We start from the raw sequence: 24,050 nt of genomic DNA, 5'->3' as shown, positions 1-24,050 counted from the left end.
CAAAGGGAATATTGTCTCGTTCAACCATTTATTCTTTATATTAGATTCTGATAAGTTAGTCTTTACTATAGATTTTCGCTACAGTCGACGACTCCTGCCGAGGCCAACAGGATGTTGGTCACGAAGGCGTTGCCACACGATGTGGCGCTCTTAGCCTTTGTTCCTCTGTGAGCAAATGAGACATCCCTACGACGCCTTAGCGGCGGGGATGGCTCATCGCTCACCCGGCGGAAAGCGCTCGACTGCAGCGAAAATCCTAGCGGATACTAGTTGACGCACTCCCACGCAGTATCCCTATACCACGTTCGATATAAAAAATGGCATACCTATATTACTTGAAAAAAATTATGCACATGTCTAGATTTTTATAAATTCCAAGAGCATAAAAAACACCCCAATACGCTTAGGGTGTAGATCTATCATTACCATTTCGGCTCAATAATAATTTTTCTTGTTAACAATTCGGTTTCCAACAGTTGGATAGCACATATACATGACAAATCAACGGTCTTGCATATAGACGTTTTCTCTAATTTAACGACATCACAAAAAGAATTAGAGAAATTACCTTCAATATCTAAAGGACGCAGTAACGAAATTGTTGTACAGCAAGTATCTCTATCAATGGACTCGATTCGAAAATAGTTTGTTTCAAAACATTCTTCCGTACTACTGAAACTTAAAGGTTCTCCATTTTTACTTATTAAGAGTAAGGGAATTGTATCGGTGCCTGCTATTTTGGCAAATAAATGTCCAAAAAATCTTGTTTTGGAACTTTCTAGTAAATCCTGGAACGATTTCAATTCGTAAAGTGCATCACATAAACAATGGTTACTTTCTCTTTCGCCGCTCAATTTATTTTTCAACCTCCTTCTTCCCCTTATTAAGGCTTAAGAAGCTTACCGGATCTACTTAATTTGACGCTCAAAAAGGTTCTAGATAAAACTTTATCTCCTTTGCGGCTACTATTGCACTTGCTTCTGCTTGCTCCGCTGTATCTGAAACAGCAATAATGCATGCATACCGATTCCCCATCGAATATGGGGTAGTGAGGATTCTTCCTTCGAGAGGTTTAATATGAACATATTTGACTCCATCGTGCATTAATGCCAGTTCTTTACCAGTGACTCTGAGTAACTTCCCCCGAGAACCTATTGTTAAATATCTGGCGTATACATGCTTTTTTCTCTGTTCTATTAAAATAGGCTCCTCGCCTAGATATACTTTTAAAATCTCTTTTACAAGATTAATTCCTGTTCCTTCTTCTATGATTCTGTTCATCGCTCCGCCAGACATTCTGGGATTGATCTCGATTAATTTCCAATGGCCTTGAGCAAGTTTCATCTCAATATGACAAGAGCCATTCGAAAGACCTGTTTGTTCTATAATGCTTAAAATGCAAGCATATAGTCTACTATATTCATCTGCGTCAACCAATCCTGGATACTTATAACCAGTCACAATAAATCTGCCATTGTATTTGACTTCTTGCTCAACTAGCCCTACAAATTTTATAACACTTTTGTAAACTAAAACTTCCACAAGATACTGTGTTCCTTGTATAAACTCCTCTATTAATAGGGGACTATTTGGATGTTTTTTTTGCACCAACTTTAAAGCATTTACAAACTTCTCGGTAGTTTCAACAAGTAATACATCCTTTGAGCCATTGGAAATAGGTGGTTTTAAGATGAAGGGAAAAGAGAATTTGTGTTTTTCTTTAAACTCTTTCGGGGAATCATTTGGATGAAAAATTGTAAAAAAAGGGGTAATCGAGAGGTTTTCCAACTTTTCCCTTATCGCTATTTTATTTTCCATTAAACCCAATGATTCTACCGAAACTTGGGATAATCCAAGATGGTTAGATAATTTGGCCGCATAGGAAACATATGGATCAATGAAGCTAATGCATGCGCAAACTTGTTTCCCGCGTTCCTTTAACTTTGTTATTTCTTCCATCACCAGCTGCTCATCCAGCAAGTGTTCCATAATTACAAACTGATCAACTTCTAAGAAATTTAGATTACTTGTCTTGTCCGTAAATAAAACAACGTAATATCCCATTTCTTTTGCACTCATCAAGGCTTCCTTACTTGTTCCGAACTTGTAACTTCCAATAAATACAATTGTTTTTATATGCGCCCCCCCATTCATTGGTACACTTGCATCTATAAAATATGTATAAAATAACGTTTTGGCAACTACCTCTGCCCACCAAATAGACAATTATGCTGGTACACCTTTTTTAAAGTTAAAACTTTTTAATAGGTTGTTATATGATGAAATTTAATGTAGGATTAATTGCTTACTCTAATTCTGTCATTTAAATTGATTCTTCTTTTATTTAGTATGAGAAAGTTTGGTGTAGAAAAATGAAGATGAAAGCTTTCATCTTAGCTGCGTTTACCGTATTTATTTGGGGATCTAGTTTTGCATCTATAAGCGCTAGTTTACACGGGGGCTATTCAGCTGGGCATTTGATTTTATTTCGTTTTATTATTGCTTCCTTCCTATTCGGTATTATTGCTTTTTGGCCTCGAATAAATTTTCAGTTGCCGAAAAAAGAGGATATTTTCAAAATTTTTCTTCTCAGTTGGATTGGAATTAGCGTATATCATATATGTGTAACATTTGGACAATTAACTATTACAGCAGGCACGGCAGGTATGCTGATTGGTTCAGCACCCATTTTCACAACTGTTATTGCCGTTCTCGTGTTAAAAGAACGACTTGGAAAGATTGGGTGGTTTGGGTTAGGGTTTGGATTTGTCGGTATTTTGTTAATCGGAATAGGTACTGGGGACTCGCTATTCAACATCTCCCCTGGTGTATTTTTAGTTATTATAGCTGCTATTGCGACGTCCATATTTTTTGTTTACCAAAAGCCTTTATTATTAAAATACAATCCAATTGAGCTAACTGCTTACTTTACTTGGGCTGGTACTATTCCTTTTCTTGTATTTGCTCCTGGACTGCTAGAAGACATTGGGCATGCGACACTGGAAGCAAATTTGTCCGCAATTTACATAGGGGTATTCCCGACAGCTATTGCCTATTTAACTTGGGCAATAGCTCTATCCATGAGTAAAGCTAGTTCAATATCTAGCCTGCTTTATGCAGAACCGGTTATTGCCATAGTAGTTGCTTGGTTGTGGTTAGGAGAATTACCCGCAATTCTTTCTATAGCCGGAGGATTCATCGCGATTTTAGGCGTGCTTATCGTACATTTGTATGGAAGAAGACGGAGTTCACATTCCTGATTCTGCAACTAGCTTTAAAATAGAAAAAGTATCAGGTTTCATTTGAACCCGATACTTTTTTCGTTTTATCTATTCTATGATATTCCGATAGTTGAATCACCCGAACATCTCGGGTATGCAGTTCATGGTAAATTCCTCTGCTATCTGTAAACGAAATATATTGCTCTCGCTCACTTTGAATGAGCTCTTCTGCTTTTTCTTGGGATTCTAAATGGATAAATCTACGAATATAATGCTCTTCATCAAAAAAATAAGTTACTTTGAATTCTTTCACATTCTTATCTCCTAACATGGCAAATAACTTTTTAGAAATATTTCTTCACTTCTATATTAGGATATCCAATGCGGAATGTTTTAAGCTATTTTTTAAAAATGCTTCAATGCACGTTGAAAATAGAATACCAATTAAATATCACGCTCATTATTATTGAAAACACTAATAGAGAAATTAAAAATGCACGGTACTTTTTCCCCGACAAAAAAAATAAAATAATTGTTAACCCAATTGCCGATCCTATTAGAGATAGCCACGGAAATTGCTCGGTAGTTGCACGTAAAAAACAACTGAAACCAAATACTAAAAATAGTCCTAAAAAAACTTGGAATAACAATTGCAATTCTTCCCTAACATATTGTCGCATCTGCACCCCCCATTCACCATTTCATTATTCTATTCTACGAATCTATTACTATATATATACGAAGATAAGCTTAAATAATACAAAAAAGGGTATGCCCTAGCCCTTAAATGTTCTAACACACACCCTTTCAAATACTTATTCCAGACACTTTTTGCCTCTGTTAGAGTTTCTCCCTGAAAGCGATTATACGAAAGAATTAGATGCTTATGTTAAAATAGATATACTTAAGCTTGAAGGGAAGAATGAGAAATGAAATCTCCTTTTACATTTAAATATTCAGCACCAAAAGTAACTTCTGAAAAAATGCCTGCACTTTTCTTACTGCATGGTATGGGAAGTAATGAAGAAGATTTACCACAGCTAGTCAAAAATTTCGAGGAAACCCACCATATTTTCAGTTTACGTGGTCCGATTGTTCACAATCCAGGATATGCATTTTTTACAATTGCAGAAGTAGGTAAACCAGATCGTGACGTGTTTGATAAAGTAGTAACATATATTCAATCATTTATCAACGAAGCGAAAGTAGAATACGACCTAGATCCAAACAATATTACGTTATTAGGTTTTAGCCAAGGAGCGATTCTTGCACAATCTATCGCACTAACGATGGGCAATGCTATTAACAGGGTTGTGGCATTAAGCGGCTATGTGCCAGGTTTTGTGAAAGTAGAATATAGTAAGCGTCCTGTTAATCATTTAAGTATCTTTATTTCACATGGGGATTATGATTACGTTATCCCATCTCAGTGGGGGGCAGAAAGCAAAGACTATTTCGAATCGCTCGGAGCAAATGTGACGTTTAAAACTTACAGTGATGGGCACGGCGTAACAGCGGAAAATCATCAAGATTTAATTGCTTTTTTGCAAGAGAATTAATAGTGGAATGATTATAGAAACAAGGCTATCTCTAAGTCAAAACTGACCTTGAGATAGCCTTGTTCCATTTACTCCTGCAAACTACATACAACTTGTCCTACAGCTTTTGCTGCGACTAACAATGATGCTTCATCTATATCGAACTTTGGATGATGATTGAAATATGGATCTTCCTCTCCTTCAGGTGTACAACCAATATAGAAGAAGCACGCCGGGAATTTCTCCGCATAATATGCAAAGTCTTCCGATGGAGCTAATGCTGGGAATTCTCTCACTTCTTTAATATGTGGATCATTCGCATTTTTAAGCGTTTCTGCCACTTTCGCTGTCAATTCAGGATTATTGTATAGTGGTGGATAATCCGTTTCATACGTTAATTCACAAGTAACGCCGAACTCTTCCTCCAACCCTTTTACAATACGTTTTACTTCTTTTTCGATCTTTTCTTTCGTTTCAACAGTCATATAACGAATGTCACCTTCTAGCTCCACACTGTCTTTAATGACATTAAATGTACCTTTCCCATCAAAAGAACCGATTGTGATAACACCGATTTCAAATGGACTTAATCTACGACTAATAATCGTTTGAACTGCTGTAACAAAATGGGCACCTGCAACAATTGCATCATTTGCTAAATGTGGAGAGGAACCATGTCCGCCTCTACCTTGTATTGTCAACTTCATGTATGCTCTTCCATTGAAAGAAAACCCTGCGTGATAGCCAACTAATCCTGCTGGTCCCATTGGAAGTAAATGAATTCCATACACTTCATCTAAATCATCGAGCAATCCGGACTCTACAATACTTTTTGCGCCACCTGGTGGAACCTCTTCTGCATGTTGATGGATGATTTTAATCGTTCCAGCTAACTCTGATTTCAATTGGATTAAACAATCTGCTAATACTAATAAATACGCTGTATGTCCATCATGACCACAAGCATGCATGACACCTTCGTTTTTTGACTTAAATGGGACGGGTGTTTCTTCTACAATTGGGAGTGCATCAAAATCTGCACGTAGTCCAATTGTTTTACCAGCTTTAGCCCCTGTAATCGTTACAATAATACCGTATCCATTCCCTACATTTGTTTGAACTTCCACGTCTTTTCCTTTATAAAAGTCTTCAATATACTTAGCCGTTTTTTCTTCTTTAAAGGATAACTCAGGATTTTCGTGTAAATAGCGACGAATTTGAATAATTTCTTCTTCCCGTTCTTCTAACATTTTCATTAGTTTTTCTTTCATTATTTGCACTCTCCCTTATTTAACTTCATTTTTACCGGCATTATTAGGAACCATGAAGAGAATCGATAACAATGCAATAACTGCGAAAACTACGTTTGTTATAATACCACCAGTTGCTGCTGCATCAACCCCGCTTTTATCTGCAATCATTGCATACACAGTCGCAGAAATCGCAACTCCAAAAGCTGAGCCGAGTGAACTAGCCATTTTATAAATACCAGAAGCGGCTCCAATTTTATCATCTGGTGCATTCGATACAGCAGTATCTGTAGATGGTGTCGCATAAAGTCCTAAACCTAGACCAAATAATGCAAAACCTATAAATACGACGATTGTATATGCTACGTCCGGTAAGAATGTTAAGCCCATTACGCCAACACCGATTAGCGTCAAAAATGCGCCCCAAAGCATTGGTTTTTTCGCACCGATTTTTTGAAGGATTTTTTCACCTACACGGATCATACCTAGGACAGCAATGAGATAGCCTATAGATAGCATACCCGATTGGAAAGATGTGAATCCTCTTCCTTCTTGCACATACGTATTTGCAACAACTAATGTCCCAGCAACCGCATTAAGCAAGAAGTTGGAAACTGTTGCACCTGTATATGGTGCATTTTTAAATAATCCAAAATCGATTAATGCATTTGATCTACCATTTTCAACTTTTACAAAGATAACCGCACCAATAATTGCCACTACGATTAAAACGATTGTAATCCAGTTTGTCCAACCTATCTCAGCACCTTGTGTGATGAAAATATTTAACGCCAACATAGTAATAATGAAAACAATTAATCCTTTAATATCAAATTTTGAATTACCTGTATCTTTTGCTTTACTTTCTGGTGTATCTTTTATTAACCATAACGCAAGAATAGCGAAGATGATGGAGAAGATGAAAATCCATTTCCATCCCATATATGTTGCGATAGCACCGCCAAATAGCGAACAAAAACCAGATCCACCCCATGAACCAATCGACCAATAACTTAGTGCACGTTGGCGGTCTGCTCCTTCAAAATATGCTTTCATTAATGCAATTGTAGAGGGCATAATACATGCTGCTGAAATCCCTTGGATAATACGACCAATAATGAGTAATGTCGCACCATTTGCCAATACTATACAAAGTGAACCGACAATACTTAAAATTAATCCAAAATTAGTGATTTTCTTACGTCCTACTTTATCAGCAAGACCACCTGCTGCTACGATAAAAATACCTGAGAATAATGCCGTTAAACTTATCGCTATATTTAGGGTTCCCATCGAAACTCCTAAATCTTGTTGTATAGCAGGAACTACGTTAACCATTGCTTGGGCGAATAACCAAAATGTTAATACCCCAAAAACAATACCTGTAATCATTTTATTTGTACCTTTGTAGGTTGTTTCCATCATACACACTCCTTCGATTTTGTATCACTTACTTATTGATTATTTGTTAAAAGTGCTGATTCATGCAGAATACTTAAGAATTTAATAAAAGGCCTTTTAATAAGTTGTTAGGTAAGCTTCCCTATAGCTACATTCTAAAAGAAAAATCATTTCTTCATCATGCCTTTTTCGATGTGTTTCTCTATAAAAGTGGATATTATTTTGATTGGTGAAATAATAGGTACAAAAAAGACGGTCAATATTTTACCTTCGAGTAAAACTTGGTCTACGAGGCTTCCTTCAAAGGTTAGCTGAGCAACTTAGAAATACTGCGTATTACTAAGTTACCGCTAAGACTTTCGCTGCAGTCGGGTAAGCGATGAGCCGTCCCCGCCTGCAGTGAAAATCAAAGAAAATTGCTTACTTATCAGTGTCGACTCACTGAGATTACATACAGTTTTTTCAACTGTGTGAATCCAGTAAATGGCTTAGCGCAACTAACCGATCATTGAAAGCAATCAATTCGATTCGGAAAGCAACCATAAAAACATGAGAGCAACCAAATTGCTGGTAAAAGCAACCAATTCTTTAAATAACAAGTTTACTTGGAGTGAGATGACGAAGAACAAGTGGGAATATTCCAGTAATTAGTTGAACGTGACTCACTTTCATTGGTGATAAAATCATAAATTCCACCACTTCGTAAAATACAAAAAAACACACTAGTGGACACTAGCTATGCTAGTATTCACTGGTGTGTTCAGGAACATCTATATCATTATCGTTATATGAACGATTTTCGTATATCAAAAAAATGAATGGCGTTAATCGTTAAATATGAATAGAAAGACCAGTCTCCGTCAATTGTTTCATCAAAAATTTGCAAAGATGGATGACTTAGTCGATTAATATATTCCGCAATCTCTATATCTACCCCATGTTTACTACCTAAATTCCACCAATTCGTATAAAGAGCTCCGTTGTCTTTATCGTACGTATACTTTCGCACTTGATACTCACCTTGCTTCAAGCCTGAAATAATTACACGAACATCCTTATTCAACTTCTTTAAAAATGCATCTTCAATAGAGAAATACGGGTTTACATTAATACAATTCATCAGTATTAATTGATAGCCCCTTTCATACTCCGTCATGATAAAATCTGGTCCTTGTGCGACAATACTACCAGTTAGTTTTTCTGCAAACAACATCGCGTAAAAAGCCGGACGTTTGCCGTTAAAGTAATGAAACAATTCCATCCCTTCCAATTGAATACGGTGATGCTGATCATCCACTTCATGCAATTCGGTGTTAATCCAAAATGCAAGAGATTGTACATCATTTGAAATATCCCATGCACTTTTTAACACTAATGCCCCTCGAAAAAATGTACCATTTGTATAACGTGTATTTCCAGATAGCGTATTCCACGTCACTAAATGGAGTGGTTTGTCGATTTGATGTTGCTTCAAATAGTATTTCACTTTATTCGTTTTTTCTTTAATATAATCCTTTGCTAGTAAAAATCGATCACTACTTGTTTCTTCAAAATCGATCACTTCATTTTGATTGGCATGAAAGCCGATGAAATCGATATGTTCCTCTTCTTGCAAAATCCACATATGGTGCTCAGTTGTTTGTTCTTTTTCGTAAGAGAAAGGCAAATACACACCAATATGAATTCCAGGTACAACTTTTTTAACCACACTATACAATTTCGTATACATGCGGCGCAGTTCTTTACTATCGACTGCTGTAACATACGATTCATGATAGAGAACATGCCATTTACTAACATAAGTTTCACCATACACTTGGAGACAATGTCGTAAAAAACTATCTAATTTTTTAAAATACGATGCTTCATCAGTCGAGATATCCTGGTAGCTGACGCGACTAAAAATGGCAAGATCATGCTTTATCAAAAAGTTAATCGCCATATCTGCTTTAAAGTAAGGAGAAGAGGTAGCAATGGTTTCATCTGTTTCAACAGTCGGAAGAAATGAAGCACTACTGACTAAGTTTTGAATGCCTATATAACTAAGTCGCAACTCTTCTTTAACTGCTAATACTTGTTCCCGTATATCTTCTTTTAAAAGCTCTTTCAATTCCCGAATGATTAAAACATGATCTGGACGAGTAATTTTGTCACTTGACAGAATGGATACATCCATATGCAACTCCTCGAAACGAGTTTCCGTATTACTATATGTTTTATTTGTTTCCGCGAGCAATGAACCCAATTGGAGAAAAATAGCGGATGAGTTAGTAAGTGTTTCAACACCCTTTATGCTAGCTGTTTTATCGATGTTCATTTTCTCTTTCATATGACGTTCCCTGTATACTTTTGGTGTTTCCTCATACAATTCCTTAAAAAAGCTTGTAAACGACTTGGTGTTTGGAAAACCATTATTCATCGCAATAGAAGCAATAGAGTCTGACGTATAAAGCAAGTCTTTCATACTGTGTTTTAATCGAATATCCATTAAAAAACGGCTAAATCCTATTCCCATCTTTCGCTTGAAATAACGCGATAAGTACCCCGGAGACATATATAACTTTTGTGCCATCTGTTCTAGAGTAATTGGTTCTTGATAATGTCTCTCCATATAATCAATCAGCTGAACAATTCTATCATCTTCAGCATCTAACTGCCCCAACGCATTTCCTTCCTCTTTGAAACGACGAATAAGTATTAGAAGAATTTCACTCACGATTCGTTGCATTTCAATCGTGTAAATATCGTCTTTACGAAAGTACGTAATGACCATTTCACCAAAGAACGTACGAAGCTGATCCACCAATGCTTCACGACCGATATCAATATCCTGCGAAAAGCATTCAAACCGTTGATGTCGATACTCTTTATAGGATTGATCCATATACGAATCAGAAATAGTAAAACGTAAAACACTGTTCTCCTTATTTCCTTTCATTTCAAAAAGCTCGTTTCGATTAATGACAAGTAGGTCTTTCTCTTTCAGTTGATATATTCGACTGTTCGTTTCAATCGTGAGTTTACCCTCGATTACTAAAACAAACTCGATTCCGCGATTCACTTCACGGTCAACAGAACCAATTTTCTGTATCCGTAGATGAAAATCCTTTAATCGCTCATCCATTACGGTCACCTCCTAAACCTGTTATCGTCATCTTACTAATAGAGAAGTATATGACGCAACATATATCATTTCATCATACCGCGACCATCAATTGATAGAATAATACAACTTTTCATATAGTATTGACATTTTATTTTTCACTTGATAAGCTATTACTCAAATCCAAATTCGTTGAAGAGAATAAGTACGAATGGTCACTTAATCTAAAGAGAGTCGACGCTTGCTGAAAGTCGATGTTTAAGCCTATTTCGGAAGTAATCTCGGAGAAGCAAAGTTGAACTATTAGTAGATTTTGCCGGTTTATCCCCCGTTATCATGGGATCACGTATGTTTGTACGTTGGCTGAGTGCCAGAAATTTTGTGAAAAACAGATTTCTGGAATTAGGGTGGTATCGCGAGTAATCTCGTCCCTTTTATAGGGGCGAGTTTTTTTTGTGCCTATTTTTTCACTGAATATGGATTATTTGATTAAAGGAGTGAATGAAATGAGTAAATCTAGAACTGTTTTTGTTGGATTAATGTTATTTTCAATGTTTTTTGGGGCTGGTAATCTAATTTTCCCCCCAATTTTAGGTGCAAATGCAGGGACAAATTTTCCGCTCGCTATGATTGGTTTCATCGTTACTGCAGTTGGTCTTCCACTACTTGTACTAACTGCTTTGTCATTTGTGGAAGGCGGGGTTCGTACGCTAGCTAGTAGAGTCCATCCTGTTTTCGGTATCACTTTTACGCTTATTGTCTATTTGTCGCTTGGGCCATTTCTAGCTATCCCGCGTAATGCCTCGCTTGCATATGAAATGGGGTTAAAACCCTTTATTACTGATTCTCCCTACGCTTTAGCAGGTTTTGTAGCAGTGTTTTTCCTTCTAGTTTTTTTAGTTAGCTTAAACCAAAGTAAAATGGTAGATCTCATGGGAAAAATAATAACACCTCTTTTATTACTAAGTATGTTTGCATTAGTTGTGGTGGGCTTTATTCAATTAAAAAACGGAGCATTGGACCCTACAACTCCAGAATATGTAAACTCCCCTTTCCTAAAAGGATTTTTGGAAGGTTATAACACAATGGATGCACTTGCTGCACTTGCTTTTGGGATTGTCATTTTAACTACGTTGAAACAGCAAGGAGTTACGGAAGGAAAAATGATGCGAAGAGAGATGCTAAAGGCGGGTCTTCTAGCAGGGCTATTACTGACTGTTGTGTATTTTTCCTTAGGTTATATCGGCGTAAAAATGGGGGGATTAGGATCATTTGAAAACGGAAGTGTTCTACTTTCTTCTGCTTCTTTATTACTGTTCGGACAATGGGGCAATGTATTGCTTGGCATCATTTTTGTATTAGCTTGCTTCACTACCTGCGTAGGATTAGTTTCTGCTTGTGGTAACTATTTCCACTCTCTAATTCCAAAAGTTAGTTACAAAAAAATTGCGCTGTTTTTTACACTAATAAGCTTTGGATTAGCAAACTTTGGACTAAGCACCATTTTATCGGTGAGTGTTCCATTCTTAGTGGCTACTTACTCTTTAACAATTGTGTTAATCGTGATTTCTTTATTTCACCCGTTATTTGGAGGCTCGTCATCCGTTTACATGAGTGCAATGATTTTTACCGGAGTAGTTGCGTTGTATGATGGGTTAAAAGCATTTGGACTCACCTTTGGAATTGTTGATACTTATATGAGCTATTTGCCTTTTGCAGCACTTGGGTTAGGATGGATTATTCCTGCATTGATCGGGACCGTAATAGGTTATGGAATACATGTAGCAAAAAGAAAATCAAAAATGATTACAGCACAACTTCATATTAAGTGAAGTTCCACTCTTTTTGTGGTAATAATAGTAATAGGTAAAAAATTTTGAAAAGCATTCTTTATCTGCTCTATCAAAAAAAAAACAGAATGTATTATTAGTTCTATTTTTTGAAACTTTTTGCACGCAACAACGTATCATTTATAAGGCTATTTTTAAATGGAGGGATATGAATGGGCATTAATTTGGTAAAAGGTCAAAAAATAGATTTAACGAAAGGAAGATCTTCCTTATCAAGCGTTATGGTTGGTTTAGGCTGGGATCCGGTAGTTAAAGAAAAGAAAAAAAGCGGTGGATTTTTAGGCGGACTATTAGGTGGCAGTACTGCTGGGGGCGCTGAAATTGACTGTGACGCTTCTGTGCTACTTTTAGATGAAAAAGGAAAGTTATTATCAAAACAAAATTTAGTGTATTTTGGAAACAAAACGAGTCAAGATGGTAGTGTCGTTCATTCAGGCGATAACCGCACCGGCGATGGTGCTGGCGACGACGAAGTAATTAATGTGAATTTAAATGCTATTTCACCATCTGTACATAAATTGGTGTTTGTAGTGAATATTTATCAAGCAAGCCAAAGAAAGCAAGATTTTGGACTTATTCAAAACGCCTTCATTCGTCTCGTGGATAACGGCAGTAAAGAAGAGTTAGTACATTATAATCTATCCGAAAGCTATGCTGGAAAAACGTCTCTTTTCCCTGGAGAATTATACCGTCACGGCTCTGAGTGGAAATTCTCCGCTGTCGGTGAAGGAACATCAGATTTAGACATTGGTTCAATTGCAAACAAATACTTATAAGGAGTGGTTTATTAATGGGCATTAACTTATCAAAAGGACAAAAGGTAGATTTAACAAAAACAAACCCAGGTTTGGTGAATGTAACAGTAGGATTAGGATGGGATACAAATAAATACGACGGTGGTAATGATTTCGATCTAGACTCTTCTGTATTCTTACTCGGAAGCAACGGAAAATGTTCTTCTGAAAGTGACTTCGTATTCTATAATAATACAACAGGTGCAGGTGGTGCTGTTGTTCATACTGGAGATAACCGCACTGGAGACGGTGCTGGGGATGATGAGGCAGTAAATATTAACTTATCTACAGTACCTGCTTCCATTGAAAAAATTGCATTCAGCATTACGATTCACGACGCAGAAGCACGTGGACAAAACTTCGGTCAAGTAAATAACTCATATGTACGAATTTTAAATGCAGATTCTGGAGAAGAATTAATCCGTTATGACCTTGGGGAAGACTTCTCTATTGAAACTGCTGTTGTTGTAGGAGAATTGTATCGTCATAGCGGCGAGTGGAAGTTCAACGCAATTGGTAGTGGATACCAAGGTGGTTTAGGAGCTCTAGTTACTGACTTTGGCCTAAACTAAAATGGCAAGAACAAAAAGCAAGGGTACTTTTCCTTGCTTTTTATTTTACAAAAAGTATATCAAAAGTGGAATCCAGGTGAACCTAACATGGTGTTCTTCATTTTTTAGGAGTGAAATTCATGAAGCATTTTAGAAGCGTGCATGAAGAGGAAATACACCATTTTTTTCATGTACCACCTAAAGAATTCTCTAGAAATCTAGAGAGAAAAAAATTAGGTATTGCACTAGGGGCCACCTTATATATTCCTGGTTCCATGCCCAATATCTCATTAAAGTTAACAAACGATCATTTAAAAAACTTAACGAACACGATTATTTGTTTAGAAGATTCGATAGCTGACTCGGAACTAATCGAAGCAGAAAATAACGTGATACATGAGCTCCGCTTAATAGAGCAAGCTTTTGAAAATGACAGTACTACAGAACTGGAACTCCCCCTTCTATTCCTTCGAATTCGGGACATAGAGCAACTTCAAAAACTAGCAGAACAATTAGGAAGCACCATTCGTCTTTTTACCGGGATAGTTTTTCCCAAGTGTACCGCTGCTAATGCAGAAATTTTTTTGGCTTGCTTACAAATGATTAATCTGCATTATTCAACACATTTATATGCCTTACCTATTTTAGAAACAAAAGAAATAATTTATACGGAAACTAGAGAACAAGAACTCGATAATCTGTACAAGCTGTTTAAGCGATTCGAAGACATTATTTTAAAAATTCGTGTTGGCGCAACTGATTTTACAAGTCTTTTCAGTTTAAGACGTCCGGGCAATCTAACGGTATATGATATAAAGCTCATTGCAGATTGTTTAACTGCCATTTTGAATAAATTCACGCGATACGAAGATAACTTTGTCATTTCTGGTCCTGTCTACGACTATTTTAAACCGCAAAACCACATGAATTCCACAAAAACCTTAAGTGATTTTGAAGCTGTTTTGTGGAAGGAAGTGCAATTAGATGTAGTCAATGGATTTTCAGGGAAAACCTGTGTTCACCCTTCACAAATTGAAATTGTAAATACCGCTTACATAGTAACAAAAGAAATATACGATGATGCACGTTTAATCGTTGGAAATAAACAGGGAACGAATGGAGTTTTACGAAGTTCGGCTAGAAACAAAATGAATGAAGTAAAGCCTCATTATAACTGGGCTTTAAAAATACTAATCCAAGCAGAAATTTATGGGGTGCTCAAAGAAAATGTTACATCACTCGACTTCCTCCAACACATTAAAAACGTATAACTTACATGGAGACTTAAAATTAACGATTGAGATAAAAAATAATCCAAATAATTTCTCTCCTGACTCTCTTTTTGAAATGGGTATAAGAATCAACAAAAAGAGGAACTTTTTATTCGTAAGCCGCTTACTTGGAAAGCATTTAGCAGTAGATCCTGCTATTGCTCTTGGAACCGGTTCTATTTTGGCGTCCATGCTTTTGGAAAGCGAAGGTGAAAAACCTCATCCACAGTTAAATGAAATAGTGCAAATGGTGAATTCAGGTGTCCCAGATCGAGCGTTAAGTGCAACATCTTTGGCATACAAAGCGAAATTACCGACAAAAACCGTTTTTATAGGATTTGCAGAAACTGCAACTGGTTTAGGACATGCGGTATTCAACCACTTTCATGACGCGGCATATATCCATACTACGAGAGAAGAAATACTCCATTTGGAGCCTTCTTTTTATTTTGAAGAGGAACATTCACATGCTACTTCGCACCGTGTTTATGCGCCTGAAGAGATACTTATGGAAGCAGAAACGATTGTACTTGTGGATGATGAAATTACGACAGGTCTTACAGCAATCAATTTAATCGCTGCCTTAAATAAATCATTTCCTAGAAAACGATATAAAGTATTGTCTATTTTAGATTGGCGTAACGACGACCAACGAAGTGAATTTGATCACGTCATGAAAGCTCGTAGTATTTCTGCAGAAGTTATTTCCATGCTTTCTGGGCAATTTTCATTGAGTAATGATGCATCGATTGAAGAAAATGAACTGACTTACCTTAACGAATATAAGGAATTTGACGTGTTTGCAGACGAGGCATTAGCAACGCCAGTTACTTCTACCTATTATAGTGCACATGCAGCATACAACACTTTCACAGGCAGATTTGGTTTAACCGATGATCATCACGATGAAATGGAAATCTGGATTCAAAAACTGATACACAAGCTACCTTCCATTGATAGAAAGAAATCCACTCTCGTGATTGGTGTTGGAGAAAATATATATATTCCACTTAGATTTGCTTTAGCCCTTGGTGAAAAGACAAAAGTGCAAACAACAACAAGAAGTCCTATTTACGCAAAAAACGAAAAATTATATCCAATTAAACATAAATGTAAATTCACTTTACCGGACTCAAACGGAATTGATCAATATGTATACAACCTCTCAGACGTAGAAGCCGAACAAATTATCGTGGTAGCAGAATCCGTGAAAGAAAGTACTACCTGGTTCCCTCTCTTAACTCATCTGGAAACTTTTGCACCTGTTACATGGATATCCCTTACTATGCCATTTGAAGGAGTAGAATAAGATGAAGTTACATACGAATGAGTTAGTAAAAACAAGCTATTCTCCCGACGATATTACGTTTTTATTGAAGGATTTATCAAATGTACAAATCGAGTCATCTATTGAATCACGGGAAAAGTCTTTTCGGAATGGATCTCATTATGCCGAGTCTTTACCTGTTGAATATCGTCCTACTGCTGAATATACGAAAATTTATGATGAAGCATTAGAGGATTCTGCTGACTATGTCGCACAACTAGTTGGCATTTTAACAAGACGAGTAAGAAAATTCGCAAACACAGACGATGTCGTACTCGTCTCCCTTGCACGAGCAGGAAGTCCAATTGGCATATTAATGAAAAGATACGCAAAAAGTTTTTTGAAACTTAATTGGCCACATTTTAGTATATCTATACTAAGGGGAAAAGGAATCGATGTGGAAGCAGTTAAAACAATTAGAGAACTATACCCGAATAGCCATCTTCAATTTGTCGATGGTTGGACAGGAAAAGGTGCAATCCAAAACGAGCTGACAAAATCAGTTCAGTATTTAAATGAAACATACCAATTTCTTTTAAATGATGATTTGGCTGTTTTATCGGACCCTGGCGAATGTGCCTCTCTATTTGGCACAAGGGAAGATTTCCTCATTCCAAACGCTTGTTTAAACTCAACCGTTTCTGGACTAGTCAGTCGCACCGTTTTAAATGAACAACTTCAACAATCTGGTGATTATCATGGTGCCAAATATTATGCAGAGCTTGAAGAAGAAGATGTTTCTAATGATTTTATAGATAATATTTCTAATCGATTTTCTAGTCAGGAAGAAACTATCAACAAATTAGCGGCTGGCTTCCCCATCAAAAACGAAAGAACTTGGAGAGGCATGAAGGAAGTAGAAGCAATTGCTAAACAGTTCTACAAAACAGTAGATATTAGTAAAGTAAAACCAAGTGTCGGAGAAACAACAAGGGTATTATTGAGAAGAAAGCCATATAAAATATTAATACGAGATACTAACCACGAATCAGTTCGACATATCTTACAGTTAAGCAAGGAAAAAAATATTCCAATAGAAGTTGTTCCGGAGTTATTTTATCTTGCCATTGGACTGATTGAATCGGAGGATCTATTATGACCATCCTGTTTGCGAGTGATTTAGATCGAACACTTATTTACAGCAAAAACTCCAGAGGTACGGAGGTCCACGAACAGGACCTTGCTGCTGTAGAATGGGTCGATGAAAAACCAACTGCTTTTATGACTACTAAAGAAATTAAATACTTTCATAAAATTTCACCCGTAATCACTTTTGTACCTGTTACTACAAGGACTGCGGATCAATATAATCGAATTACAGGCATTTTTAAACCATCTGAAAAACCAACTTATGCGATTGTTTCCAATGGTGCTGTTATTTTAGAAAATGGACGGCCTCTTAACGAGTGGTCAGACAAAGTGAAAAGACAACTCCAGCTAGACTGCACGACGATCGAACATGTAATGCCCCAATTAGAGGCATATGCTAAAAAAGAGTTCGTTCTTCGTGTTTTACACGCAGAGTCCTGGTTTGTATATATGATTATCGATGAAGAAATGTTCTCGGTGGAAGAACTCGAAAATCTTTCGCAAATTTTTTATGAGCAAGGCTTTACGCTTTCCCATCAAGGTAGAAAATTATATATTATGCCAAATTGTATTAATAAATCAACGGCACTTCAATTTGTAAAAGAACGCATTGGGGCAAAAACGGTCCTTGCAGCTGGAGATTCCATGCTTGACTTTGACATGGTTATGAGTGCCGATCAAGGCTATATCCCCTCTCACGGCGAAGCAGTTAAGCAGAGGGAACTGCTCCCCCCTCATATTTTCGTTACAAACAATAGTGGAGTGCTTGCTGGTGAAGAAATAGTAAAAAAAGTGTGTGAATATTTGTTATAATAGGTATGAATAGGGGGAGAACCCATGGTGAATTTAAATCCAAAACGGATGAACTCGTGGGATTCATCCAATATTGGAAATTGGTTAAAAGACTCTTTAGGAGATCCTACGCAAGTTTCTATTGACGGGGAACGACTAACTTACCCTCAATTAGTGTGCCAATACGTCGGAATGTCCTTAGATGAAGATGAATATTTCTCTTTCCTGCATACACAAGTAAACGAATCTTCTGGCATGTTAACAATCCTCTCTGATGCGCTTAATAAGGAAATCACAGCAGATAGGTTACGCTCGATCAACCAACTATTCGATATGCATCGAAAAGAAAAAGGATTATCTCCAAATCGTATGGTTGCCTTTTTAGATGGGTATTCATTACTACCTACCCTAAAAGATGCAGGTCTAAATAGAAGAATTAGAACAACATTGATAGATATATTGAAGAAGCTTCAAGCTACTTATGCGGAAGGTACACTACATCATGAGTATCGGCGGATTACGACAGATCTTGTGAAATGGATTTTCAATCATGTTGAGCCTGTTATAGAAAAAATAGACTTTAAAACAGGACTTCCTGGATATCTTTGGTATGGGAATGCTACACCAAGTGAAAAGTGGTTCCTTACATATTTAGCTAACTTCGGCTTTCATGTCGTGCTGTTTAATCCTTCTGATGAGCCATGGCCAAAACAAATGCTAGGAATTGATGCAGAACATAGCTATCGATTCCCCAAAATAGAAACGGAATTAAAACCATTACCAGATGAAATGCCGAAAATTGCAGGAACTGTTGCATTTAAAGCAACGCAAGAAATTAATGAACTATTACATCATGAAAATTCAGGACTATATAAACCGTTCCAATTTAAATCTTTTTCCACAAACTCTATCCGGTTAAAAACGACGGAGGATGAAGTATTTTTAATCGCAAAAGAAAGAGCAATGATTCGTCCTTATTTCGAGGTAAGCAACAAACAAGTAACGATCCCCGTTGTGTTTGCTAAAATGATGGGAATTGATAAAAACCGAAAACGCTTCTGGAATAATGTGCACTCTTTAACTGAACGTGAAGATACACATGTCATTCGGCATTTTCCATTCACAAAAGAGCAAAAAACAAATCAATTATTTCATTATCGAGATGCACTAGGAGCAAACGGCATACTAAATCCCGAAAAAATGAGAGCTGCCAATTGGTGGACATACGATAAACTACCTGTAGGAACCCAAACTGTCATTGGGGAAGCCATTGCAAAACATGCCGAAGATCCAATTTTACTTCGCCAAGGAAGTGAAACAATGGAAGATCTTCAGTTATATGCATTTGCTCAATCAATGGTTTTACCGAATTTTGTAATTCGCCTTTTGCAAACTTTTGACTATCCACAATTCGTTCCTACCATCTTTCTCTACAATGAGGAAAATGGTCCGGAGTTAAGTAGAGCCGACGCAAACGCATTATGTATGATGCATTTATTAGGACTTGACGTCGTCATCGTTAACCCAAAAGGTCATCTGGACATTGAAAAATGGGTACAGGAAGGTACTTTTGACTTACATTGGATGGATGATCGAAGTTTTAATGAACCATTTAAAAATCCGAGCGTCGTACAAAAAATCTTTAAAAAGTTTCGCTAGTATGAGGAGGAAAAAGAAATGGAACTACAAAAGTTAGAAATAGACCAACAAGAGCAGTTATTAGAGGAAAGTACCGATTTAAAAGCACAACTGAAAAGAGACCCTCAAGTATTACAACTAGTAGCTAGAATAGATCCTAAAAACCAAATCGAGCTTTTAGAGTTCGGACGTGAACCTGCAAATGAAATATCCACATTTACAGGAAAAATTTTAAGTACTATTAAATCGAGCAGTATGGAAGAATCAAGCGAACTTTTAAAACAGCTCGGTAAAATTATGGATAAATTCGACAAAAAGGATTTCGTTGAAAAGCCTTCTTTCTTCGGTAAAATATTTAAACAAGGTGAAAAAATCATCGAAAAGTTATTTAACAAATACCAAACGATGGGCAGTGAAATCGATAAAGTATTTGTAGAAATAACAAAATACGAAAAAGAGATGAAAAGCTCAACAGCTACACTAGAAGAATTGTACGATAAAAACTTTAACTACTTTATGGAATTAGAAAAATATATCGTAGCAGGTGAACTTAAAGTAAACCAGTTAAGACAGCTTGTCCCTAATTTACAACAAAAAGCAGAATCTGGTGATCAGCTTGTGTTAATGGAACTAAATAGCCTACAAAACGCAATTGAACTACTCGATCAACGAATTTATGATTTAGAAATGGCTAAACAAGTTTCCTATCAATCCGCACCACAAATTAGAATGCTTCAACGCGGTAATACAAAGCTAATCGGGAAGATAAACTCAGCGTTTGTAACAACTATTCCGATTTTTAAAACCGGACTGATTAATGCCATTTCTGCAAAAAGACAAAACCTTGTAGCACAATCAATGAGTGAATTAGATCGCCGAACAAATGAAATGCTCCTTCGCAATGCCAATGATATTTCGAAACAAAGTGTGGATATCGCTAGAATGTCCGGGCAACCAAGCATTAAAATCGAAACAATCGAACAAACATGGGATACGATTATGCGTGGGATGAACGAAACAAAAGCGATCGAAGAAGAAAATCGCAAAATGAGAGAACAAGGTCGCCTTCGACTAGAAGAGCTACAAAAGAAATACGAGGACGGTCAAAGAAAATAATTAACTTTATTCAGTAGGCGTTCAAATCCCTACTGAATAAAGTTAAAGTCTGCAGCGTAAGCAAATATGTCAAGGCGCATTTGATTAACAAAATGGATGAGGAGGAAACAACATGTCAGTTATTAACCTTTCAAAGGGTCAAAAAATTGATTTAACGAAAACGAATCCAGGTTTAAAAAATGTCTTAGTCGGATTGGGCTGGGATACAAATAGATACAGTGGCGGTGAAGATTTTGACCTAGATGCATCCGCTTTCATCGTGGACGGTAATGGAAAAGCTTTTAATGAGAAAAGTTTTATCTTTTATAATAATTTACAAAGCGAAGAAGGATCTGTTATCCACACTGGGGATAACCGTACTGGAGTCGGCGATGGAGATGACGAACAATTACTTGTAAAATTACCTATTGTTCCTAGTGTGGTACAAAAAGTCGTTTTTACAGTTACTATTCACGATGCAGATCAGCGTAAACAAAACTTTGGGCAAGTTTCCAATGCTTTTATTCGAATTGTCAACGAAGATACGAATGAAGAAATCGTTCGTTATGATTTAGGTGAAGACTTTTCAATTGAAACAGCGCTCGTAGTCGGTGAAATCTACCGACACAACAACGAATGGAAGTTCAATGCAATCGGTAGCGGCTTCCAAGGTGGGTTAGCTGCATTAATTAACGAATTTGGACTAAACTAAAACGACAACGAATTTAGGGCTATCCACTTGTCAAAAATGACTTGTGGATAGCCCTTTCTTCTTGTGCCTCATTAGCCTTTATCTTTGTACATTTTATCTGCCAAACCTTCTTTACGTTGGTTCGGTGTCATCGGTTCCTGCTTCGGTAACAAGCTGTCAAACTCAGCTAGCTCAATCGAAATTTCTTCCTTCACGTTTTTGTTTTTAGCGTTCGGATTTAACGAATTCGTGTATTTACTCGCTTTTTTATAATTTTCACTAGACATATTAAAAGCCCCTTTTCCTATCATTTGTTCCCTTTTAATATGGCTAGTAAATGTCGTTTCATTCACGCTCTAAAAAACGACGAAGGCAGTACGAAAGAACAATTGCACCTAGGAGAAAACAAGCGATTAAGCCAATGACGCCAACCCAGCCAAACTTCTCCCAAAAAACACCTCCCGTAGTTCCACCGATACTCGAGCCAAAATAATAAAAAAATAAATAAAGGGAAGAAGCTTGTGCCTTATCATGGTTTGCTCGATGACTCACCCAACCGCTTGCAATCGAATGTGCACCAAAGAAACCAAAAGTAAATATTGTAATCCCAACAATTTTAAGTACCAGATGAATATCTAGTGTAATAAGACTACCCGCAAACATGATAAGAATACCTGTTATCAAGACGTTAGGACGTCCATAACGATCAGCAAGGCTACCGAACCATGTAGAACTAAACGTTCCAACCAAATAAATAATAAAAATCCAGCCAACAATTGTCGTACTCAATGAATACGGAGGAGCAAGTAGCTTAAAACTAATATAGTTATACAAAGAAACAAAACTCGCCATCAATGTAAAGCCAATACCGAAAAGACACAGCATTTTTAGATCTTTTAAATGCGCTAGTAGTGAACTTACCAACGCTTTAAACTGTAATTTTCGCGGTTCAAAATGCTTAGAATTAGGCAAGGCTACAACAAAGTAAATGCTAATCGCAATGCTCAGAAGTCCAAGAAAAATCATTCCAACTTTCCAACTAAACAAGTCGGTCATCGTCCCCATAATAATACGACCAGCTAATCCTCCAACCGAGTTACCACTAATATAAAGACCCATAGCAACTCCGAGACTCTTCGCCTCCACTTCTTCCCCTAAGTATGCCATCGCAATAGCGGGAAGACCTGCAAATGTGATTCCTTGAATGACCCTCAAAACGAGGAGAAATTCAAAACTAGGAGAAAAAGCTATTGCCAATGTTAAAACAGATGCCGAAACAATAGAAAGCGTCATCAATCGTTTACGTCCCCATGCCTCTGAAAGCGATCCAAAAATCACGAGGCTAATCGCTAATGCAAAAGTCGCAAAGGACAAGGACAAACTCGCCACAGCAGGAGAAATTTGAAATTCCCTTGAAAACTCTGGGAGCACAGCCTGTGTACTATATAAATTAGCAAATGTAATAAACCCCGCTGCAAATAAAGCCAAATTCGTTTTTTTAAAATCTCGCGTTCCTTTTTGTATATAATCCATTTCTAAAAATCGCCTCTTTATCAAAAACTACACATTACAATTTATTATCTCAATGTAATTCGATATGTTTTCAGGAATCATCTTTCTTCTATTGATGTTCAGTACCTAAATATGTTGTGGATAACTTTGTTTCTATGCCCGTATCCACATGATATCCATTTGCTTGTGGACGAGAGCTCACTACATCTTTTAATTTTTCATTAACAAAATGTAGGGCAACACCATCATCGGCAGCGTATCCCGCCCCAATAATGCCTTCTTCGATAAATTTTTGATAAACAGGACGTCTATCTTCCTCTCCATCATAATGTGGACAATTGCTTCCGCTTATTAATCCAAGACAAGAAATAGGCTCCAGTTCGTCACCGTATGAATCCGTCACCCCTTCTTCAAACCAACACAGCGAGCCGGCACTAATACCTGATAAAATGGTTCCATTGTTATAAGCTTGTCGAATAGCTATGTCTAGTTCCCACTCTTTCCAAAGAACCATTAGATTTTTGGTGTTGCCACCACCTACATATAAAATGTCCTGTTCCAGGATGAATTTCTGAATATCACGCGTAGGAGGTTTAAATAAAGATAAATGTGTCGGTTCACATACTTCTTGTTGAAAAAAATGATAAAACTTTTCAATATAACTATCTGCATCCCCACTAGCTGTTCCGATAAAACAAATTTTGGGTCTTTTTTTGGATGATTGCTTCAATATATATCGATCTAATAATGGGTTTTCCGGTTCCATTGAAAAACCGCCGCCCCCCATTGCAATAATTTGTCTCATTGCTTTATCCTCCTATGTAATCCTCACTTTATATATTTTCTTTTAAACATTACCCTCTATTGTTTCCATAATAACATGAAAAAAGCGCCAAAACTTCACTATTCAAAATAGTTAAAGTGTTA

Annotated in this window: 22 protein-coding genes and 1 other annotated feature; of the genes, 12 read left to right on the top strand and 10 right to left on the bottom strand. The window is 36.9% G+C overall.

What is annotated here, in order from left to right; all coding sequences use genetic code 11:
* Positions 1-422: 422 nt before the first annotated feature.
* Together FG383_RS06445 and FG383_RS06440 are read right to left on the bottom strand one after the other, a co-directional pair.
* The gene (locus FG383_RS06445; RefSeq protein ID WP_185907864.1) at positions 423-866 is read right to left on the bottom strand and encodes a CotY/CotZ family spore coat protein; all 444 of its coding nucleotides are present in this window, start codon (positions 864-866) and stop codon (positions 423-425) included.
* 58 nt (positions 867-924) lie between these two features.
* Positions 925-2,226, bottom strand: a complete 1,302-nt coding sequence (locus FG383_RS06440) for an ATP-grasp domain-containing protein (RefSeq protein WP_142606123.1) — start codon at positions 2,224-2,226, stop codon at positions 925-927.
* Positions 2,227-2,372: 146 nt separating this feature from the next.
* Here FG383_RS06440 and FG383_RS06435 point away from each other — a divergent pair, with 146 nt between their 5' ends.
* The gene (locus FG383_RS06435) at positions 2,373-3,260 is read left to right on the top strand and encodes a DMT family transporter (RefSeq protein ID WP_142606121.1); all 888 of its coding nucleotides are present in this window, start codon (positions 2,373-2,375) and stop codon (positions 3,258-3,260) included.
* A gap of 31 nt (positions 3,261-3,291) precedes the next feature.
* Here FG383_RS06435 and FG383_RS06430 read toward each other — a convergent pair whose 3' ends face one another.
* On the bottom strand, positions 3,292-3,534 hold the full coding sequence (locus FG383_RS06430; RefSeq protein WP_142606119.1) for a hypothetical protein: 243 nt from the start codon (positions 3,532-3,534) through the stop codon (positions 3,292-3,294).
* 103 nt (positions 3,535-3,637) lie between these two features.
* Complete coding sequence (locus tag FG383_RS06425) at positions 3,638-3,901, bottom strand: hypothetical protein (protein ID WP_142606118.1); 264 nt, start codon at positions 3,899-3,901, stop codon at positions 3,638-3,640.
* A 249-nt stretch (positions 3,902-4,150) separates the two neighbouring features.
* On the opposite strand from FG383_RS06425, the gene FG383_RS06420 reads away from it, so the two are divergent.
* Positions 4,151-4,780, top strand: coding sequence for an alpha/beta hydrolase (locus tag FG383_RS06420; protein WP_142606115.1), 630 nt, complete (start codon positions 4,151-4,153; stop codon positions 4,778-4,780).
* A 68-nt stretch (positions 4,781-4,848) separates the two neighbouring features.
* Here FG383_RS06420 and FG383_RS06415 read toward each other — a convergent pair whose 3' ends face one another.
* From FG383_RS06415 to FG383_RS06405, 3 genes are all read right to left on the bottom strand, one after another.
* The gene (locus tag FG383_RS06415; protein WP_142606113.1) at positions 4,849-6,030 is read right to left on the bottom strand and encodes an amidohydrolase; all 1,182 of its coding nucleotides are present in this window, start codon (positions 6,028-6,030) and stop codon (positions 4,849-4,851) included.
* 15 nt (positions 6,031-6,045) lie between these two features.
* Positions 6,046-7,434: an MFS transporter gene (locus FG383_RS06410; RefSeq protein WP_142606111.1), complete on the bottom strand. Its 1,389-nt coding sequence runs from the start codon at positions 7,432-7,434 to the stop codon at positions 6,046-6,048.
* A gap of 760 nt (positions 7,435-8,194) precedes the next feature.
* On the bottom strand, positions 8,195-10,534 hold the full coding sequence (locus tag FG383_RS06405; protein ID WP_142606109.1) for a helix-turn-helix domain-containing protein: 2,340 nt from the start codon (positions 10,532-10,534) through the stop codon (positions 8,195-8,197).
* Positions 10,535-10,696: 162 nt separating this feature from the next.
* Positions 10,697-10,949, top strand: a binding site (T-box leader).
* 70 nt (positions 10,950-11,019) lie between these two features.
* Here FG383_RS06405 and brnQ point away from each other — a divergent pair.
* The 10 genes from brnQ (at position 11,020) to FG383_RS06355 (ending at position 21,632) form a co-directional block, all read left to right on the top strand.
* Complete coding sequence (gene brnQ, locus FG383_RS06400) at positions 11,020-12,345, top strand: branched-chain amino acid transport system II carrier protein (protein WP_142606107.1); 1,326 nt, start codon at positions 11,020-11,022, stop codon at positions 12,343-12,345.
* A 170-nt stretch (positions 12,346-12,515) separates the two neighbouring features.
* A complete protein-coding gene (locus FG383_RS06395) occupies positions 12,516-13,139 on the top strand; it encodes a TerD family protein (RefSeq protein ID WP_142606105.1) in 624 nt (207 codons plus the stop codon).
* Between the two features lie 14 nt (positions 13,140-13,153).
* The gene (locus FG383_RS06390) at positions 13,154-13,729 is read left to right on the top strand and encodes a TerD family protein (RefSeq protein WP_142606103.1); all 576 of its coding nucleotides are present in this window, start codon (positions 13,154-13,156) and stop codon (positions 13,727-13,729) included.
* A gap of 119 nt (positions 13,730-13,848) precedes the next feature.
* The gene (locus FG383_RS06385) at positions 13,849-14,979 is read left to right on the top strand and encodes an HpcH/HpaI aldolase/citrate lyase family protein (RefSeq protein WP_142606094.1); all 1,131 of its coding nucleotides are present in this window, start codon (positions 13,849-13,851) and stop codon (positions 14,977-14,979) included.
* Positions 14,936-16,288 (top strand): phosphoribosyltransferase domain-containing protein, encoded by a 1,353-nt coding sequence (locus FG383_RS06380; RefSeq protein WP_246096881.1) that lies wholly within the window; start codon positions 14,936-14,938, stop codon positions 16,286-16,288. The genes FG383_RS06385 and FG383_RS06380 overlap by 44 nt, the downstream gene beginning before the upstream one ends.
* Position 16,289: 1 nt before the next feature.
* Entirely contained in the window at positions 16,290-17,405 is a 1,116-nt protein-coding gene (locus FG383_RS06375; RefSeq protein ID WP_142606092.1) for a cysteine protease StiP family protein, read from the top strand.
* Positions 17,402-18,208: an HAD family hydrolase gene (locus FG383_RS06370; protein ID WP_142606090.1), complete on the top strand. Its 807-nt coding sequence runs from the start codon at positions 17,402-17,404 to the stop codon at positions 18,206-18,208. The genes FG383_RS06375 and FG383_RS06370 overlap by 4 nt, the downstream gene beginning before the upstream one ends.
* Before the next feature lie 24 nt (positions 18,209-18,232).
* Positions 18,233-19,846, top strand: a complete 1,614-nt coding sequence (locus FG383_RS06365; RefSeq protein ID WP_142606088.1) for a YceG family protein — start codon at positions 18,233-18,235, stop codon at positions 19,844-19,846.
* Between the two features lie 18 nt (positions 19,847-19,864).
* Entirely contained in the window at positions 19,865-20,941 is a 1,077-nt protein-coding gene (locus tag FG383_RS06360; RefSeq protein WP_142606086.1) for a toxic anion resistance protein, read from the top strand.
* A gap of 112 nt (positions 20,942-21,053) precedes the next feature.
* Positions 21,054-21,632 carry a TerD family protein gene (locus tag FG383_RS06355; RefSeq protein WP_142606084.1) on the top strand — a complete coding sequence of 193 codons (579 nt, stop codon included), beginning with the start codon at positions 21,054-21,056 and terminating at the stop codon, positions 21,630-21,632.
* Positions 21,633-21,703: 71 nt separating this feature from the next.
* On the opposite strand, the gene FG383_RS06350 is transcribed toward FG383_RS06355, so the two are convergent.
* From FG383_RS06350 to FG383_RS06340, 3 genes are all read right to left on the bottom strand, one after another.
* Complete coding sequence (locus FG383_RS06350; RefSeq protein WP_142606083.1) at positions 21,704-21,898, bottom strand: hypothetical protein; 195 nt, start codon at positions 21,896-21,898, stop codon at positions 21,704-21,706.
* A 58-nt stretch (positions 21,899-21,956) separates the two neighbouring features.
* Positions 21,957-23,144 carry an MFS transporter gene (locus tag FG383_RS06345; protein WP_142606082.1) on the bottom strand — a complete coding sequence of 396 codons (1,188 nt, stop codon included), beginning with the start codon at positions 23,142-23,144 and terminating at the stop codon, positions 21,957-21,959.
* Between the two features lie 88 nt (positions 23,145-23,232).
* Entirely contained in the window at positions 23,233-23,928 is a 696-nt protein-coding gene (locus FG383_RS06340; RefSeq protein WP_142606080.1) for a Type 1 glutamine amidotransferase-like domain-containing protein, read from the bottom strand.
* Between the last annotated feature and the right edge of the window lie 122 nt (positions 23,929-24,050).

It is taken from the genome of Psychrobacillus soli, from assembly GCF_006861775.1.
GTDB lineage: Bacteria > Bacillota > Bacilli > Bacillales_A > Planococcaceae > Psychrobacillus > Psychrobacillus soli.
This window is presented reverse-complemented; position numbering and strand designations above follow the sequence as displayed.

Coding starts and splice junctions, on each gene's coding strand:
- FG383_RS06435 (WP_142606121.1), top strand. CDS start 2,373: ATGAAGATGAAAGCTTTCATCTTAGCTGCGTTTACCGTATTTATTTGG.
- FG383_RS06425 (WP_142606118.1), bottom strand. CDS start 3,901: ATGCGACAATATGTTAGGGAAGAATTGCAATTGTTATTCCAAGTTTTT.
- FG383_RS06420 (WP_142606115.1), top strand. CDS start 4,151: ATGAAATCTCCTTTTACATTTAAATATTCAGCACCAAAAGTAACTTCT.
- FG383_RS06415 (WP_142606113.1), bottom strand. CDS start 6,030: ATGAAAGAAAAACTAATGAAAATGTTAGAAGAACGGGAAGAAGAAATT.
- FG383_RS06410 (WP_142606111.1), bottom strand. CDS start 7,434: ATGATGGAAACAACCTACAAAGGTACAAATAAAATGATTACAGGTATT.
- FG383_RS06405 (WP_142606109.1), bottom strand. CDS start 10,534: ATGGATGAGCGATTAAAGGATTTTCATCTACGGATACAGAAAATTGGT.
- brnQ (WP_142606107.1), top strand. CDS start 11,020: ATGAGTAAATCTAGAACTGTTTTTGTTGGATTAATGTTATTTTCAATG.
- FG383_RS06395 (WP_142606105.1), top strand. CDS start 12,516: ATGGGCATTAATTTGGTAAAAGGTCAAAAAATAGATTTAACGAAAGGA.
- FG383_RS06390 (WP_142606103.1), top strand. CDS start 13,154: ATGGGCATTAACTTATCAAAAGGACAAAAGGTAGATTTAACAAAAACA.
- FG383_RS06385 (WP_142606094.1), top strand. CDS start 13,849: ATGAAGCATTTTAGAAGCGTGCATGAAGAGGAAATACACCATTTTTTT.
- FG383_RS06380 (WP_246096881.1), top strand. CDS start 14,936: ATGTTACATCACTCGACTTCCTCCAACACATTAAAAACGTATAACTTA.
- FG383_RS06375 (WP_142606092.1), top strand. CDS start 16,290: ATGAAGTTACATACGAATGAGTTAGTAAAAACAAGCTATTCTCCCGAC.
- FG383_RS06370 (WP_142606090.1), top strand. CDS start 17,402: ATGACCATCCTGTTTGCGAGTGATTTAGATCGAACACTTATTTACAGC.
- FG383_RS06365 (WP_142606088.1), top strand. CDS start 18,233: ATGGTGAATTTAAATCCAAAACGGATGAACTCGTGGGATTCATCCAAT.
- FG383_RS06360 (WP_142606086.1), top strand. CDS start 19,865: ATGGAACTACAAAAGTTAGAAATAGACCAACAAGAGCAGTTATTAGAG.
- FG383_RS06355 (WP_142606084.1), top strand. CDS start 21,054: ATGTCAGTTATTAACCTTTCAAAGGGTCAAAAAATTGATTTAACGAAA.
- FG383_RS06350 (WP_142606083.1), bottom strand. CDS start 21,898: ATGTCTAGTGAAAATTATAAAAAAGCGAGTAAATACACGAATTCGTTA.
- FG383_RS06345 (WP_142606082.1), bottom strand. CDS start 23,144: ATGGATTATATACAAAAAGGAACGCGAGATTTTAAAAAAACGAATTTG.
- FG383_RS06340 (WP_142606080.1), bottom strand. CDS start 23,928: ATGAGACAAATTATTGCAATGGGGGGCGGCGGTTTTTCAATGGAACCG.